Below are 12,982 nucleotides of genomic sequence, written 5' to 3'. Positions count from 1 at the left end.
CCACCCTGGAGAGTGACGCATATGCCGCTTCCGAAGTTGCCCACCCGTCCCGCAGCCATCCTGACCTTCCCCTCGGGCGAAACCGCCCGGGCGCAGGCCCGCACCACCAAGACTGCCGCTGCGCAGTCCAACGCCCAAGCCGTACTTGCCGATGACGACGACGAGCTGCTCATGCAGCCTGAACTCGACGGCATGACGGCGCCGGCCCGCAAGGCGCAGATTCCCGCGCCTGCTCGCCAAGTGCCTCCGCCCGCCCCCGCACCCGCCGCCAGCACACCGGCGCGTCCGGCCAAGGCCGCAACCAGCCCGACCAAACGCGCCAAGCCGCGCGCCCAGAACGAACCGCGCAAGCTGTTCGTCCTGGACACCAATGTGCTGCTGCACGACCCCAGCTCGCTGTTCCGCTTTGAAGAGCACGACATCTTCCTGCCGATGATGACGCTGGAAGAGCTGGACCACCAAAAGAAAGGCATGTCGGAAGTGGCGCGCAATGCGCGCCAGGTCAGCCGCTCGCTGGACGCGCTGGTGCAGGACGCCACGCAACTGGACGAAGGGCTGGAACTGGCCAAGCTGGGCAACAAGGACGCCACCGGCCGCCTGATGTTCCAGACGACCGCCATCCACAGCACGCTGCCGTCCGACCTGCCCATGGGCAAGGCCGACAACCAGATCCTGGGCGTGGTTCGCGCCCTGCAGGAAAAATTCCCGCAGCGCGAAGTGGTGCTGGTGTCCAAGGACATCAACATGCGCCTGAAGGCGCGTGCGCTGGGCATGGCCGCGGAAGACTACTTCAACGACCACGTCCTGGAAGACTCGGACCTGATGTATTCGGGCGTGATGCAGTTGCCCGAAGACTTCTGGAACAAGCACGGCAAGGACGTGGAATCGTGGCAGCAAGGCGGCACCACCTTCTACCGCATCCATGGCCCGCTGTGCTCGCAGTTCGTCGTCAACCAGTTCGTTTACTTCGAAGGCCAGATGCCGCTCTACGCGCAGGTGCGCGAAGTCAGCGGCAAGATGGCGGTGCTGGCCACCCTGCGCGACTACACCCACGGCAAGAACAACGTCTGGGGCATCACGGCGCGCAACCGCGAGCAGAACTTCGCCATGAACCTGCTGATGAACCCGGAGTGCGACTTCGTCTCGCTGCTGGGCCAGGCGGGTACGGGCAAGACGCTGCTGGCACTGGCGGCGGGCATTACCCAGGTGCTTGAGACCAAGCGCTACACCGAAATCATCATGACGCGCGTCACGGTGCCGGTTGGTGAAGACATCGGTTTCCTGCCCGGCACGGAAGAAGAAAAGATGCTGCCCTGGATGGGCGCGCTGGAAGACAACCTGGATGTGCTCAATATGGGCGAAGGCGAAGGCAACGGGGACTGGGGGCGCGCCGCCACCATGGACCTGATCCGTTCGCGCATCAAGGTCAAGTCGCTGAACTTCATGCGCGGCCGCACGTTCCTGAACAAGTACCTGATCATCGACGAAGCGCAGAACCTGACGCCCAAGCAGATGAAGACGCTGGTAACCCGCGCGGGCCCCGGCACCAAGGTGATCTGCCTGGGCAACGTCGCCCAGATCGATACGCCTTACCTGACCGAAGGCAGCTCGGGCCTGACGTTCGTCGTTGACCGCTTCAAGGGCTGGCCGCATTCCGGCCACGTCACCTTGCAGCGCGGCGAACGTTCGCGCCTGGCCGACTATGCGGGGGATGTGCTGTAAGGCATGTTCTATAAGGCCTGTGCCGTCATGGCACTGCGCCCGTCGCACGAAAAAAGCCCCTTGAAAGAAATTTCAAGGGGCTTTTTCCTGCCTGAACACCCAAGCCGACGTTCTTACTTGTCGGCCGCGTTGGTGATGGCATTGCCGGCCCGGGACATATCGCGGCCCATGCCCGCCACGGTATTGCAACCGGCGAGCACGAATCCGAATACGACGAAGGCGGTCAGCACGATCTTGCCCCGCATGCTGTCAACTCCTGAACAAAAATTATCGAAGCAAAGGGGTCAGACGATCTGCACGCGCAGTTCGCCCAGCCCTTCCACGCCACCGGTGATCACATCGCCTTGCAACACGGCGCCCACGCCTTCGGGCGTGCCGGTGAAGATGATGTCGCCCGGTTGCAGCTCGAACAGGCCCGACAGGTAGGAAATGCTTTCCGGAATATTCCACAACATCTGCGAGATGTCGCTGGACTGTTTGCGCTGGCCATTCACGTCCAGCCAGATCGCGCCCTTGTCCAGCGTGCCCACGACGCTGCGCGGGTGGATCGGGCCGATCGGGGCGGACTCATCGAAGGCCTTGCCGATTTCCCAGGGGCGGCCCTGCTTCTTCATTTCGCCTTGCAGGTCACGGCGGGTCATGTCCAGACCCAGCGCGTAACCCCACACGCAATCGTTGGCTTCGTCGACCGGGATGTCGCGGCCGCCCTTGCCCAGCACCACAACCAATTCCATTTCGTAGTGCAGGTTCGAGGTCTTGGGCGGGTACGTCATCTTGCCCGTCTCGCCATCAGCCACCGAGCGCACGGCGTCGGCGGGCTTGCAGAAGAAGAACGGGTCTTCACGGCCGGTGAAACCCATTTCCTTGGCGTGTTCGGCGTAGTTGCGGCCCACGCAATAGACGCGGCGCACCGGGAACAGCGCGGCGCTGCCGGCAACGGGGACCGCCACGGGCGGTTGGGGAGGTAATACGTAGTCCATGAGCGATCAACCTATGACAAGTACGTGACTGTAAACCGGCCAATATCTTACCCCCGGCGACCGGGGGTTCTCAGCCGGGCTGCCCGCCCGGCGATAAAAATCATTCGCGAGTTTATCCCTTTCCGGGCCGCCCGGCGCGCCTGCGTTTCGTTCAGGAAAACGTAGGGATTTCGCCGTCGAAAACCACCAGGCGGTCGATGAAATCGGCCATGTAGGTTTTCATTTCCTGATGCGCGGGCGACACCTGATAGCGGTCATGCGCCGCGCTGTCCGCAAAGGCCGCCACCACGGCATGCGTCAGGCCATCGGCGCGGCTGGCCTGATTGGGCCGGAACGCATAACCCGACACCCCCTCGCATTCGGCCAGGATCCGCTCGCAATAGCCTTGAACGCGGGCATGAAAATCGCCGTCGGCGGCGGGCGACAGTTGCAACATCACCACATGCAGGAACATCAGGACTCCTTTTTAGCGCCCGTCGCGGCCAACCAGGCGCGCGACACCAGGCCCATGATGCCGTCTCGAAACAGCAGCACGCATAGAACAAAGATTGCCCCCTGCACGATCAGCACCCACGACCCCAGCGGCGCCAGGTAATTCTGCAGGGATACAAACGTCAGCGCGCCGACCAGCGGACCGAACACCGTGCCGATGCCGCCCAGAAGCGCCATCAGCACCACTTCACCATTGGCGTGCCAGTGCACGTCCGTCAGCGACGCCACGCCGAACACCAGCACCTTCAGCCCACCCGCCAAGCCCGCCACCGAGGCCGACAGCGTGAACGCCAGCAATTTGTAGCGCGACGTGGAATAGCCCAGGGACCGCGCCCGCTGCTCGTTGTCGCGCACCGACCGGATCACCTCACCGAAGGGGGAATTCAACACGCGCAACACGAAGGCATAGCCCAGGGCAAATACCGCCAGCGTGAAGTAGTACATCGGCATCACGTTTTGCAGATCGAAAATGCCGAACAGCTTGCCCCGCGGCACGCTTTGCAAGCCGTCCTCGCCGCCCGTGAAGCCTGCTTGCACCGCAATGAAGTAAACCAGTTGCGACAGCGCCAGGGTGATCATCGCGAAGTAGATGCCCTGGCGGCGGATGGCGATGGCGCCGAACACCAGCCCCAGCAGCCCGCCCGTCACCACGCCCGCCAGGAGCCCGAGTTCCGGCGTGGTGCCCAGCAACTTCATGACGATGCCGGTTGCATACGCGGCCGCGCCAAAGAATGCCGCATGGCCGAACGACAGCAGGCCCACGTAGCCCACCAGCAGGTTGAACGCCGCGGCGAACAGCGCAAAGCACAACACCTTCATCAGAAACGTGGGGTACACGAACCAGGGCGCGGCCAACGCCACCACGGCCAGCACTGCCATCGCCACGCGCATGGCGCGCCGGCTCAATTGCACGGGTTGGCGCGTGGCTTCGGCCGCCAGCACGTTTTGCACCTGCAAGGGCTTGCCGAACAGCCCGGCCGGCTTGCACAGCAGCACCAGCACCATGATGATGAAGATCGCCAGGTTGGCGGCCTCGGGGTAGAACACCTTGGTCAGGCCTTCGATGATGCCCAGCCCGAAGCCGCTGACGATGGCACCCATGATGGACCCCATGCCGCCAATCACCACCACCGCGAACACCACCACGACCAGGTTCGACCCCATCATCGGGCTCACCTGGTAGATGGGCGCCGCAATCACGCCCGCCACCGACGCCAACGCCACGCCTAGCGCGTAGGTCAGCGTGATCAGCAAGGGCACGTTGATGCCAAACGAACGCACGATGGTGGGGTTCTCGGTGGCGGCGCGCAGCATGGCGCCCACGCGCGTTTTCTCGATCAGCACCCATACCGCCAGGCACAGCACCAACGACACCACTACCGCCCAACCGCGATACCACGGCAGGAACATGAAACCCAGGTTCACGCCCCCCGTCAGCGCCTTGGGAATGGTGTAGGGTAAGCCCGACACGCCATAGGCCTGGCGCAGCCCCCCTTCAATCAGCAGGGCAATACCAAAGGTCAGCAGCAGCCCATACAAGTGGTCCATGCGATAGGTGCGGGAAATCAGCAGGCGTTCGACCACGACGGCGAACACCGCCATGATCAGCGGCACCAGCACCAGCGCGGCCCAGTAGTTCACGCCCAGGTAATTCAGCAGCATCCAGGCCAGGAACGCGCCGGCCGTGTACTGCGCGCCATGGGCGAAGTTGATAATGTTCAACAGGCCGAAAATTACTGCCAGCCCGATCGAGAGCAAGGCGTAGAAAGAACCGTTCATCAGGCCAAGCAGAAGCTGGCCGAACAGCGCCGAGGACGGCACACCGAAAATTTCGAACACAGGGATTCTCCTTTCAGACGCCCAGGCGGCGTGCGATCCGGGCGGGATCGCGGCGCGCCTCATCCGCCGACAACTGATCCACCACGCAGCCGTGCTCCATGACGTAGTGGCGGTCGGCCACCTTGGTCGCAAAGCGGAAGTTCTGCTCGACCAGCACGATGGTGAAGCCGCGCGCTTTCAGCGTGCGGATGGCTTGTCCGATCTGCTGCACGATGACGGGCGCCAGGCCTTCGGTGGGCTCGTCCAGCAGGATCAACTGGGCGCCCGTGCGCAGGATGCGCGCGATGGCCAGCATCTGCTGCTCGCCGCCCGACAGGTTGCCGCCGGAGCTGGCGCTGCGTTCACGCAGGTTTGGAAATAGCGTGTAGATCTCGTCCAGCGACATGCCGCCGTCGGCCAGTCGCGGCGGCAGCATCAGGTTTTCCGTGACGCTAAGGCTGCGGAACACCGCGCGCTCTTCGGGGCAATACACCACGCCCAGACGCGGAATGCGATGCGGCGCCATGCCCACGGTTTCTTGTCCGTTCAAGCGGATGGAGCCGCGCCGCTTGTCCATGATGCCCATGATGGCGCGCAAGGTGGTCGTCTTGCCGGCACCGTTGCGGCCCAGGATGGTGACGAGTTCGCCCCGGTGGACGTCGATGTTCACGCCGTGCAGCACGTGCGATTCGCCGTACCAGGCGTTAAGGTCGTTGATCGCCAGCATGTCAATGCGCCTCCTCGTCCGAACCCATGTACGCGGTGATGACGCGCTCGTCGCGCGACACCGCCGCGTAGTCGCCCTGCGCCAGCACGGCGCCGCGCGCCAGCACTGTGATGGTGTCGGACAGGTCCGCCACCACGGACAGGTTGTGCTCGACCATGAGGATGCTGCGATTGGCCGACACGCGCCGGATCAGCGCCGTGATGCGGACCACGTCTTCCTGGCCCAGGCCGGCCATGGGTTCGTCCAGCAGCATGATCTCGGGCTCCAGCGCCAGCGTCATCGCGATCTCAAGCGCGCGCTTGCGGCCGTAGGGCAAGAGCGCCGCTGTCGCGTCCGCCAGATTGGCCAGGCCGACCGCATCCAGCAGTTCCATCGCGCGTTCGTTCAGGTGGTCCACACTGCGCCGGCTGCGCCAGAAGCGCATGCCGTCGCCATGCTGGCGCATCAGCGCCACGCGCATGTTCTGCAGCACCGTCAGGCCCAGGAACACCGCCGAGATCTGGAACGAGCGCACGATGCCCAGGCGCGCGATCTGCTCCGGCGCCAGCGCCGTGATGTCGCGGCCACGGTAGTGGATGACGCCTGCATCAGGCGTCAGGAACTTGGTCAGGAGATTGAAGCAGGTGGTCTTGCCGGCGCCATTGGGGCCGATCAGGGCGTGGATGGAGCCTTCGTGCAGGGCAAGGGTCACGCCGTCGACGGCATTAAAGCCGCCGAAGCGCTTGACCAGCCCCTGAGCGGACAGAACCGCTTGGGTGCTCGGGGTCGTCATGATGGGCCTCTTACATGCGGGCCAACAGGCCGCCATCGATCGCCAGGACATGCCCGTTGACGAACGAGGCGGCCTTCGAGGCCAGATACACCACGGCGGGCGCGACATCTTCCGGCGTCGCCCAACGGCCCACCGGCACCGAGGCCGACAGGAACGATTGAAACTGCGGGTTGTCTTGCAGGCCCTGCGTGAAGTCGGTGCGCACAAAGCCGGGCGCCAGCGCGTTGCAGGTCACGCCGCTGGCGCCGTATTCCACGGCCAATGCGCGCGTGAACGCGGCGATGGCGCCCTTGGCGGTGGCATAGGCCGCGATGTTGGGCATGGTGGCCTGCCCCGCCACGGAAGACATCAGCACAATGCGGCCAAAGCCGCGCTTGCCCATGCCCGGCAGCACGGCGCGCGCGCAATGGAAGGCGCCGTTGACGTGCACGTTCTGCAAGGCCTGCCATTCGGCGGGCGTCATCTCGACCACGGGTTTGCGATTTTGATTGCCGGCGTTGCTGACCAAGACGTCAATGGCCAGGCCGGTGTTTTCCAACTGCGCCACCGCATCGGATACCGCCCCGGCGTCGGCCACGTCGAAGGGCGCGCCATGGGCGTCGATACCAAGCGCCGCCAGCTTCGCGGCAGCGGCATCGCACGCGGCTTGCGACAGGTCGTTGATCACCACCCGTGCGCCCGCTCGGCCCAGCGCTTCGGCAATGGCGTAGCCCAACCCCCGGGCCGCGCCCGTCACCAGCGCGACGCGCCCCGCCAGACCGAACGTCTGGTCCAGATAGTCGTGTTTCAAGCTTGTCTCCTTGTTTTATACGCACCGAATCTCTAGGTCCGGCCTGTGTCGTCCTTGCTTTCCGGCTGCAAAAACAAAGTTGACATCAATCTCAATATACGCGACTATTTTTAAACGCTCAATAACAAGATTCTTGCTTTATCTTCGATAACGAGTACTGGCTAGGAGACAATCATGGCCCTCGAAACCCCCGGCTGCCCCGCCGCCAATGCGCTGCCGCCCCTGGCATCGCGCTTTCTGAAAGTGGCCGAGCTGCCCTGGAAGCCCACGCAGGTGGAAGGCATCGACATGAAGGTGCTGATGCAGGACAAGGAAAGCGGCCTGCTGACCGCCCTGTTCCGTTGGCAGCCCGGCACCGAACTGCCGCTGCATGAGCATGTGGAAGTGGAACAAACCTATGTGCTGGAAGGCTCCATCGTGGACGCCGAAGGCGAGGTCTGCGCGGGCGACTACGTCTGGCGTCCGCGCGGCAACCAGCACGTGGCGCGCGCGCCCAATGGCGCGCTGGTGCTCAGCTTTTTCCTGAAGCCCAATCTGTTCATCGACGCCTACGCCGGCCAGACGCTGGAATAGGCCAACCGGCTTTTCAACCCTGCAAGACCCTGCACTAACCCGCATGACCGCCCGGCACAGGGTGGCGCGCAAAAGAACTAGCCCCCAAGGAGACACCCCATGAAGACCCGTTTCAAGAACAGCCTTGCCGCCTGCGTGTTGGGCGCCCTGTCCGTGCCCGCCATGGCGCAGGTATCGGACGATGTCGTGAAGATCGGCGTGCTGGGCGACCAGTCCGGCATGATGGCGGACCTGTCCGGCAAGTTCGGCGTCGAGGCCGTGAAGATGGCAGTTGAAGATTTCGGCGGCACCGTACTGGGCAAGCCCATCGAAGTGATCTCGGCAGACCATCAGAACAAGGTGGACATCGGGGTGTCGGTCGCTCGCCGCTGGTACGAGAACGACAAGGTGGACCTGATCCTGGACGTGCCCAACTCGGCCATCGCCCTGGCCGTGCAGGACCTGACCCGCCAGATGAAGCGCGTGGTGATCTTCACCAGCGCGGGCTCGGCCGATCTGACGGGCAAGGCGTGTTCGCCCAACGGCATGCACTGGACTTACGACACCTATGCCTACGCGACCGGCGTGGCCAATGGCGTGATCGAGGACGGCGGCAAGAGCTGGTTCTTCATCACTTCCGACTACGCCTTCGGCCATTCTCTGGAACGCGACGCCATGGCCGTGGTGAAGGCCAAGGGCGGGCAAGTGGTGGGCAGCGTGCGCCACCCCATCGCCAGCTCGGACTTCTCATCCTTCCTGTTGCAGGCGCAGGCATCGAAAGCGCAGGTCATCGGCCTGGCCAACGGCAGCGGCGACACCATCAACAGCATCAAGCAAGCGTTCGAATTCGGCATCATGGGCAGCAAGCAGCGGGTGGCCGCGCTCTTCATGAGCATCGTCGACGTGCGCAGCGTGGGGCTGGAATATGCGCAGGGCCTGAACCTGGTGGAACCCTTCTATTGGGACCAGGACGACAAGGCGCGCCAGTGGTCCGAACGCTACTTCAAGCGCACGGGCCGCATGCCGTCGATGGTGCAGGCCAGCAACTACAGCGCCACAATGCACTACCTGAACGCCATCAAGGCCGCTGGCTCGGATGCGTCGGAACCCGTGCTGAAGAAAATGCACGAGACGCCCATCAATGACTTCATGACCGAGAACGGACGCATCCGTGAAGACGGGCGCATCATGCGTGACCTGTACCTGTTCCAGGTCAAGAAGCCGTCGGAGTCCAAGCGCGATTGGGACTACTACAAGCTGGTACGCAAGATTCCGGCCGAACAGGCGTTCCGCCCGCTCAAGGAAGGCGGCTGCTCGCTGGTGAAGTCGTGATGGACGGCGCGCTGTCGCTCTTGGCCGGCAAGCGCGCCGTGGTCACGGGGGGCGCCAACCCCCGTGGCATTGGCGCGGCGGTGGTCGACCTGTTTCTTGCGCAAGGCGCGAGCGTCGCGGTGCTGGACTACGCCTACCCCGAAGGCGGCGCCAGCGCGCTGACCGATCGCCGCGTCAACCTGCACTGCGACGTCTCGCGCGGCGTCTCGTGCAAGGCCGCGATGGAACTGGCCAACGCGGCCCTGGGCGGCATCGACGTGCTGGTCAACAATGCCGGCATCGTCGCCGCCACGCGCATCTGGGATTTGCCCGAAGAGGAATTTCGACGCATGGTCGACGTCAACCTGACCGGCACCTACAACATCACGCATGCCGCCCTGCCCGCGCTGCTGGAAAGCACACGGCAACCTGCCATCGTCAACCTGGGGTCCACCGCCGCCTTGCGCGGCGGCGGGCTGCTGGGCGGGTCCCACTACGCGGCGTCCAAGGGCGGCGTCATCAGTTTCACCAAAGCGCTCGCGCGCGAATTGGGCCCGCGTGGCGTGCGAGCCAACTGCGTGGCGCCGGGCATTATCGAAACCGACATGACGCTGGGAAAATTCGGCGAAAATTGGGAACAAGAACTCAAACAGGGCATTCCGCTGCAACGTTTCGGCTCACCCGCCGAAGTGGCGCAAGCCATACTCTTCCTGGCCTCGGACCTGTCCTCGTATTCAACCGGCATCGTGGTCGACGTCAACGGCGGCTTCCACATTCACTAGGCACGTCCCGAAGCAATGAGCACCCCCGATCGCATGCTGTCCATACTCGACCTTTTTCGCGACGACACCACCGCCGCGTTCCAGGAGGACGTCATGGCGCATCTGGATTGTTCGCGCGCCACGGCGTATCGGTATCTGAAGTCGTTGACCGAAAGCGGGCTGCTGGCACCCACGGCGGGCGGCGCGTATGTGCTGGGATCGCGCATCATTGAACTGGATCGCCATCTGCGCCAGCACGATCCCTTGATGCGCGCCGCGCGCGACGTCATGCGCGCCACGGGCGACGAACTGCACGCCAACCTGATGCTGTGCAGCTATTACGGCGACAAGGTCATGTGCGTGGACCGCTACTGGACCGACAACTCCATTGAATCCAGCTACGCGCGCGGCCGGCCCTTCCCCATGTTCCGGGGCGCGACGGCCAAGCCCATTCTGGCGAACCTGCCGCCCTACCAGTTGCGCAACCTGATGCTGTGGCACGCGGCCGAAATCCGCGAGGCCGGCCTGGGCGAAGACTGGGATGAATTCCGCGCCAACCTGAAGCGGCTGCGCACAGCGGGCGTGTGCGTGTCGCACGGTGAGGTCGACCGCGGCCTGATGGGGATCGGCGCGGCCATTTTCAGCCCCGAGCAAAAAGTGGTGGGCAGTCTGGTGTTCATCGCCGCCCAGGCGCATACGACGCCGCAGCGCCTGGAGATATTGCAGGCGCGCATCCAGGTGGCGGCGGCCGAGGTATCGCAGAACCTGCAAGCCCCACAAAGCAACGGCGCGGCGGCGATCGGCATCATGCCGTCGCGGCCGCGCCGCCTCAAGGCCCCCGCCGGTGCAGCACCGGCGCGGTCCAAAGCCTGATCAGGCCTTGTTGTAGCGTTCGACGCTGTTCACGATTTCTTCGTGCGCGGCGTCCACGCCCTTCCAACCCTTGACCTTGACCCACTTGCCCTTTTCGAGATCTTTGTAGTGCTCGAAAAAGTGCTGGATGCGAGCGACGTCTTCGGTCGGCAGGTCTTCGTACGACTTGATGTTGCGGTACGGGGGGTACAGCTTTTCGATCGGCACGGCCAACAGCTTGGCGTCGCCGCCCGACTCATCGTCCATTTCCAGCACGCCGATGGCGCGGCAGCGCACGACCGCGCCGATCTGGATGGGGAACGGGGTCAGAACCAGCACGTCGGCGGGGTCGCCGTCTTCCGACAGGGTTTGCGGGATGTAGCCGTAGTTGCACGGGTAGTGCATGGCGGTCAGCATGAAGCGGTCAACGAAAATCGCGCCCGTGTCCTTGTCGACCTCGTACTTGACCGGGTCGGCGTTCATGGGGATTTCGATGATGACGTTGAAGTCTTCCGGCAGCTTCTTGCCAGGGGAGACGCGATCAAGACTCATGATTCAACCTTGTTGTTTGTCTGAAGAAATGTTCAAAGCGAGCCGTCGTCCTTGAACGGCGGCTTGGTCGCCGGCACCGGAGCCGACGCCGGGGCGGGCGTGGGCTTCGGGTTGGCGGCGGGCGCCTGCGAATACGTGGGCACGGGGTCATCGAAAGCCGCCGCCGGAATCGGGGCGCTGTCGAAGTACTCGTCGATGTCGGACGTGCCGCCGGCCAGCGGCGCGTCTTCGGGCGCCAGCGCGCGGTCACGCTGGTCACGGCTGACGCGGGCGTCCGGGTCCAGCACGTAGTCAGCGGCCGAGGCCGCCACCGCCGGCGGCAGCGGCGGATAATCGCCGGATACGCTTGCATCGCTGTCCGAGTCCGACATGCCCACCGCATAGCCGCCTTCGGCGTCCAGATGATACGGGTCGGAACCGGTATCCGCGGCGGGCAAGGCGGCATCGGCCGCCAACACCGGCAGCGCCATGCTGGCGGCGGTTGCCAGGCGCCAGTGGCGCATGGCGTCGGCAGGCCGGTCCAGACGGTCGTAGAGGCTGCCCAGCAAGGCATGCGTCTGCGCGTCGCTGCGCCGGCTCAGGCTACGCAATAGATAGCGCTCGGCCTGGCCCCACAGTTGGCCGTTCAGGCAGAGCATGCCCAACGCGGTGAGCAGATCCGGATCGGTCGGGCGCTGCTGCAGCCACGTCTCGGCCTTGGCCAGGCGGCGCGACACCTGGTCTGATTCGCAGCGAGCGTACGCCGCCACCAAGGTCGGGTTGAACTTGACGGCAATGGCGGCTTCCAGCACGCGCGCCGCTTCGTTGGCCTCGCCGGCGGCGTCAAACGCGGCCGCGCCAGACAAGGCGATGTCGGGCAGCAGGCGTTCTTCGGCTTTCAGGTCTTTCCAGATGGCGCGCCAGGCGTCGCCATGGGCCGCCGCGCGCAAACGCGCCGCGCCGGAAGCGTCGATCAGGACGTCGGCTTCGGAGCGAGCCAGGGCGTTGCGGCGCACCAGGCCGCGAGCCAGGGTGAACACCTGGTCGTGGTGGTGCAGCGCGGTGTGTGCACGCAGCAGCAGGCGCATTGTGTGAAGGTGGCGGGCGCCGCCGTCAGCCAACGGAGCAAGCACCGCCAGCGCACGTTCGGGGCGGCCTTGGTCCAGCAGCATATCGGCCGACACCGTTGCCGTGGCTTCCACCATGCCCGGGTCCGCGCCGGCTTGCTCTTGCGCGGTCGCCAGCAGGCGGTCGCGGCGATCAAACTCGCCCAAGGCGTGCGCGGCGCGTGCCGCGGACAAGGCGGCCAGCACACGGCGCGTCTGCACCTTGGTCTGGTCGAGCAGCTTGGTCAGGTCTTTTTCGGCGCCGGCGTAACGGCCTTCGAGCAGGCCGATCCAGCCACGTTCCAGCAATTCATGATCGCGCGCCTGCGCACGCTTGCCGCGCCACACGCGGACGCGGTCCGGAATGGCTAGCAGCCAGGCCAACAGGCGCAGCCCCACATAAAGCACGATGAAGGTCGCCACGACCAGCAGCACCGCCAGCGTGAGCGACATGTTGATGCGCCAAGGCCAAACCAGCAACAGCACGTTGCCGGAATGCGAGCGCAGCACCACCGCCAGGGCGACGGCGATGACGGCGAGCAGCAGTGTCCAGAACCAGGTACGCATA

The 12,982-nt window shown here is 64.6% G+C and carries 14 protein-coding genes; 5 read left to right on the top strand and 9 right to left on the bottom strand.

All coding sequences use genetic code 11. The features are described from left to right. Positions 1-21: 21 nt before the first annotated feature. On the top strand, positions 22-1,722 hold the full coding sequence (locus P8T11_RS28190; RefSeq protein ID WP_268079040.1) for a PhoH family protein: 1,701 nt from the start codon (positions 22-24) through the stop codon (positions 1,720-1,722). A 113-nt stretch (positions 1,723-1,835) separates the two neighbouring features. Here P8T11_RS28190 and P8T11_RS28185 read toward each other — a convergent pair whose 3' ends face one another. The 7 genes from P8T11_RS28185 to P8T11_RS28155 form a co-directional block, all read right to left on the bottom strand. Beyond that, positions 1,836-1,967: an entericidin A/B family lipoprotein gene (locus tag P8T11_RS28185; RefSeq protein WP_006218367.1), complete on the bottom strand. Its 132-nt coding sequence runs from the start codon at positions 1,965-1,967 to the stop codon at positions 1,836-1,838. A 39-nt stretch (positions 1,968-2,006) separates the two neighbouring features. Beyond that, a complete protein-coding gene (locus P8T11_RS28180) occupies positions 2,007-2,702 on the bottom strand; it encodes a fumarylacetoacetate hydrolase family protein (protein WP_268079041.1) in 696 nt (231 codons plus the stop codon). A gap of 151 nt (positions 2,703-2,853) precedes the next feature. Beyond that, positions 2,854-3,156 carry a Dabb family protein gene (locus P8T11_RS28175; protein ID WP_268079042.1) on the bottom strand — a complete coding sequence of 101 codons (303 nt, stop codon included), beginning with the start codon at positions 3,154-3,156 and terminating at the stop codon, positions 2,854-2,856. Further along, entirely contained in the window at positions 3,156-5,033 is a 1,878-nt protein-coding gene (locus tag P8T11_RS28170; RefSeq protein ID WP_268079043.1) for an ABC transporter permease, read from the bottom strand. The genes P8T11_RS28175 and P8T11_RS28170 overlap by 1 nt, the downstream gene beginning before the upstream one ends. A 13-nt stretch (positions 5,034-5,046) precedes the next feature. Then, the gene (locus P8T11_RS28165; RefSeq protein ID WP_268079044.1) at positions 5,047-5,739 is read right to left on the bottom strand and encodes an ABC transporter ATP-binding protein; all 693 of its coding nucleotides are present in this window, start codon (positions 5,737-5,739) and stop codon (positions 5,047-5,049) included. A 1-nt stretch (position 5,740) separates the two neighbouring features. Next, complete coding sequence (locus tag P8T11_RS28160; RefSeq protein ID WP_268079045.1) at positions 5,741-6,511, bottom strand: ABC transporter ATP-binding protein; 771 nt, start codon at positions 6,509-6,511, stop codon at positions 5,741-5,743. 10 nt (positions 6,512-6,521) lie between these two features. Then, positions 6,522-7,301 (bottom strand): SDR family NAD(P)-dependent oxidoreductase, encoded by a 780-nt coding sequence (locus P8T11_RS28155; protein WP_268079046.1) that lies wholly within the window; start codon positions 7,299-7,301, stop codon positions 6,522-6,524. A 174-nt stretch (positions 7,302-7,475) separates the two neighbouring features. Here P8T11_RS28155 and P8T11_RS28150 point away from each other — a divergent pair, with 174 nt between their 5' ends. The 4 genes from P8T11_RS28150 to P8T11_RS28135 all read left to right on the top strand — a co-directional run bounded on the left by P8T11_RS28150 (position 7,476) and on the right by P8T11_RS28135 (position 10,798). Continuing rightward, positions 7,476-7,874 (top strand): cupin domain-containing protein, encoded by a 399-nt coding sequence (locus P8T11_RS28150; protein ID WP_050446001.1) that lies wholly within the window; start codon positions 7,476-7,478, stop codon positions 7,872-7,874. 99 nt (positions 7,875-7,973) lie between these two features. After that, positions 7,974-9,185 carry an ABC transporter substrate-binding protein gene (locus P8T11_RS28145; protein WP_050446003.1) on the top strand — a complete coding sequence of 404 codons (1,212 nt, stop codon included), beginning with the start codon at positions 7,974-7,976 and terminating at the stop codon, positions 9,183-9,185. Then, positions 9,185-9,946: an SDR family oxidoreductase gene (locus P8T11_RS28140; RefSeq protein ID WP_268079047.1), complete on the top strand. Its 762-nt coding sequence runs from the start codon at positions 9,185-9,187 to the stop codon at positions 9,944-9,946. The genes P8T11_RS28145 and P8T11_RS28140 overlap by 1 nt, the downstream gene beginning before the upstream one ends. A gap of 15 nt (positions 9,947-9,961) precedes the next feature. After that, positions 9,962-10,798 (top strand): IclR family transcriptional regulator, encoded by an 837-nt coding sequence (locus tag P8T11_RS28135; protein ID WP_268079048.1) that lies wholly within the window; start codon positions 9,962-9,964, stop codon positions 10,796-10,798. On the opposite strand, the gene ppa is transcribed toward P8T11_RS28135, so the two are convergent. Together ppa and P8T11_RS28125 are read right to left on the bottom strand one after the other, a co-directional pair. Then, complete coding sequence (ppa, locus tag P8T11_RS28130; protein ID WP_050446009.1) at positions 10,799-11,329, bottom strand: inorganic diphosphatase; 531 nt, start codon at positions 11,327-11,329, stop codon at positions 10,799-10,801. A 32-nt stretch (positions 11,330-11,361) separates the two neighbouring features. Continuing rightward, positions 11,362-12,981, bottom strand: coding sequence for a heme biosynthesis HemY N-terminal domain-containing protein (locus P8T11_RS28125; protein WP_268079049.1), 1,620 nt, complete (start codon positions 12,979-12,981; stop codon positions 11,362-11,364). Between the last annotated feature and the right edge of the window lies 1 nt (position 12,982).

The sequence above is a fragment of the Achromobacter spanius genome (genome assembly GCF_029637605.1).
GTDB lineage: Bacteria > Pseudomonadota > Gammaproteobacteria > Burkholderiales > Burkholderiaceae_B > Achromobacter > Achromobacter spanius_E.
Note: the sequence above shows the minus strand (reverse complement) of the source record. Positions and strands in the feature narration are given on the sequence as shown.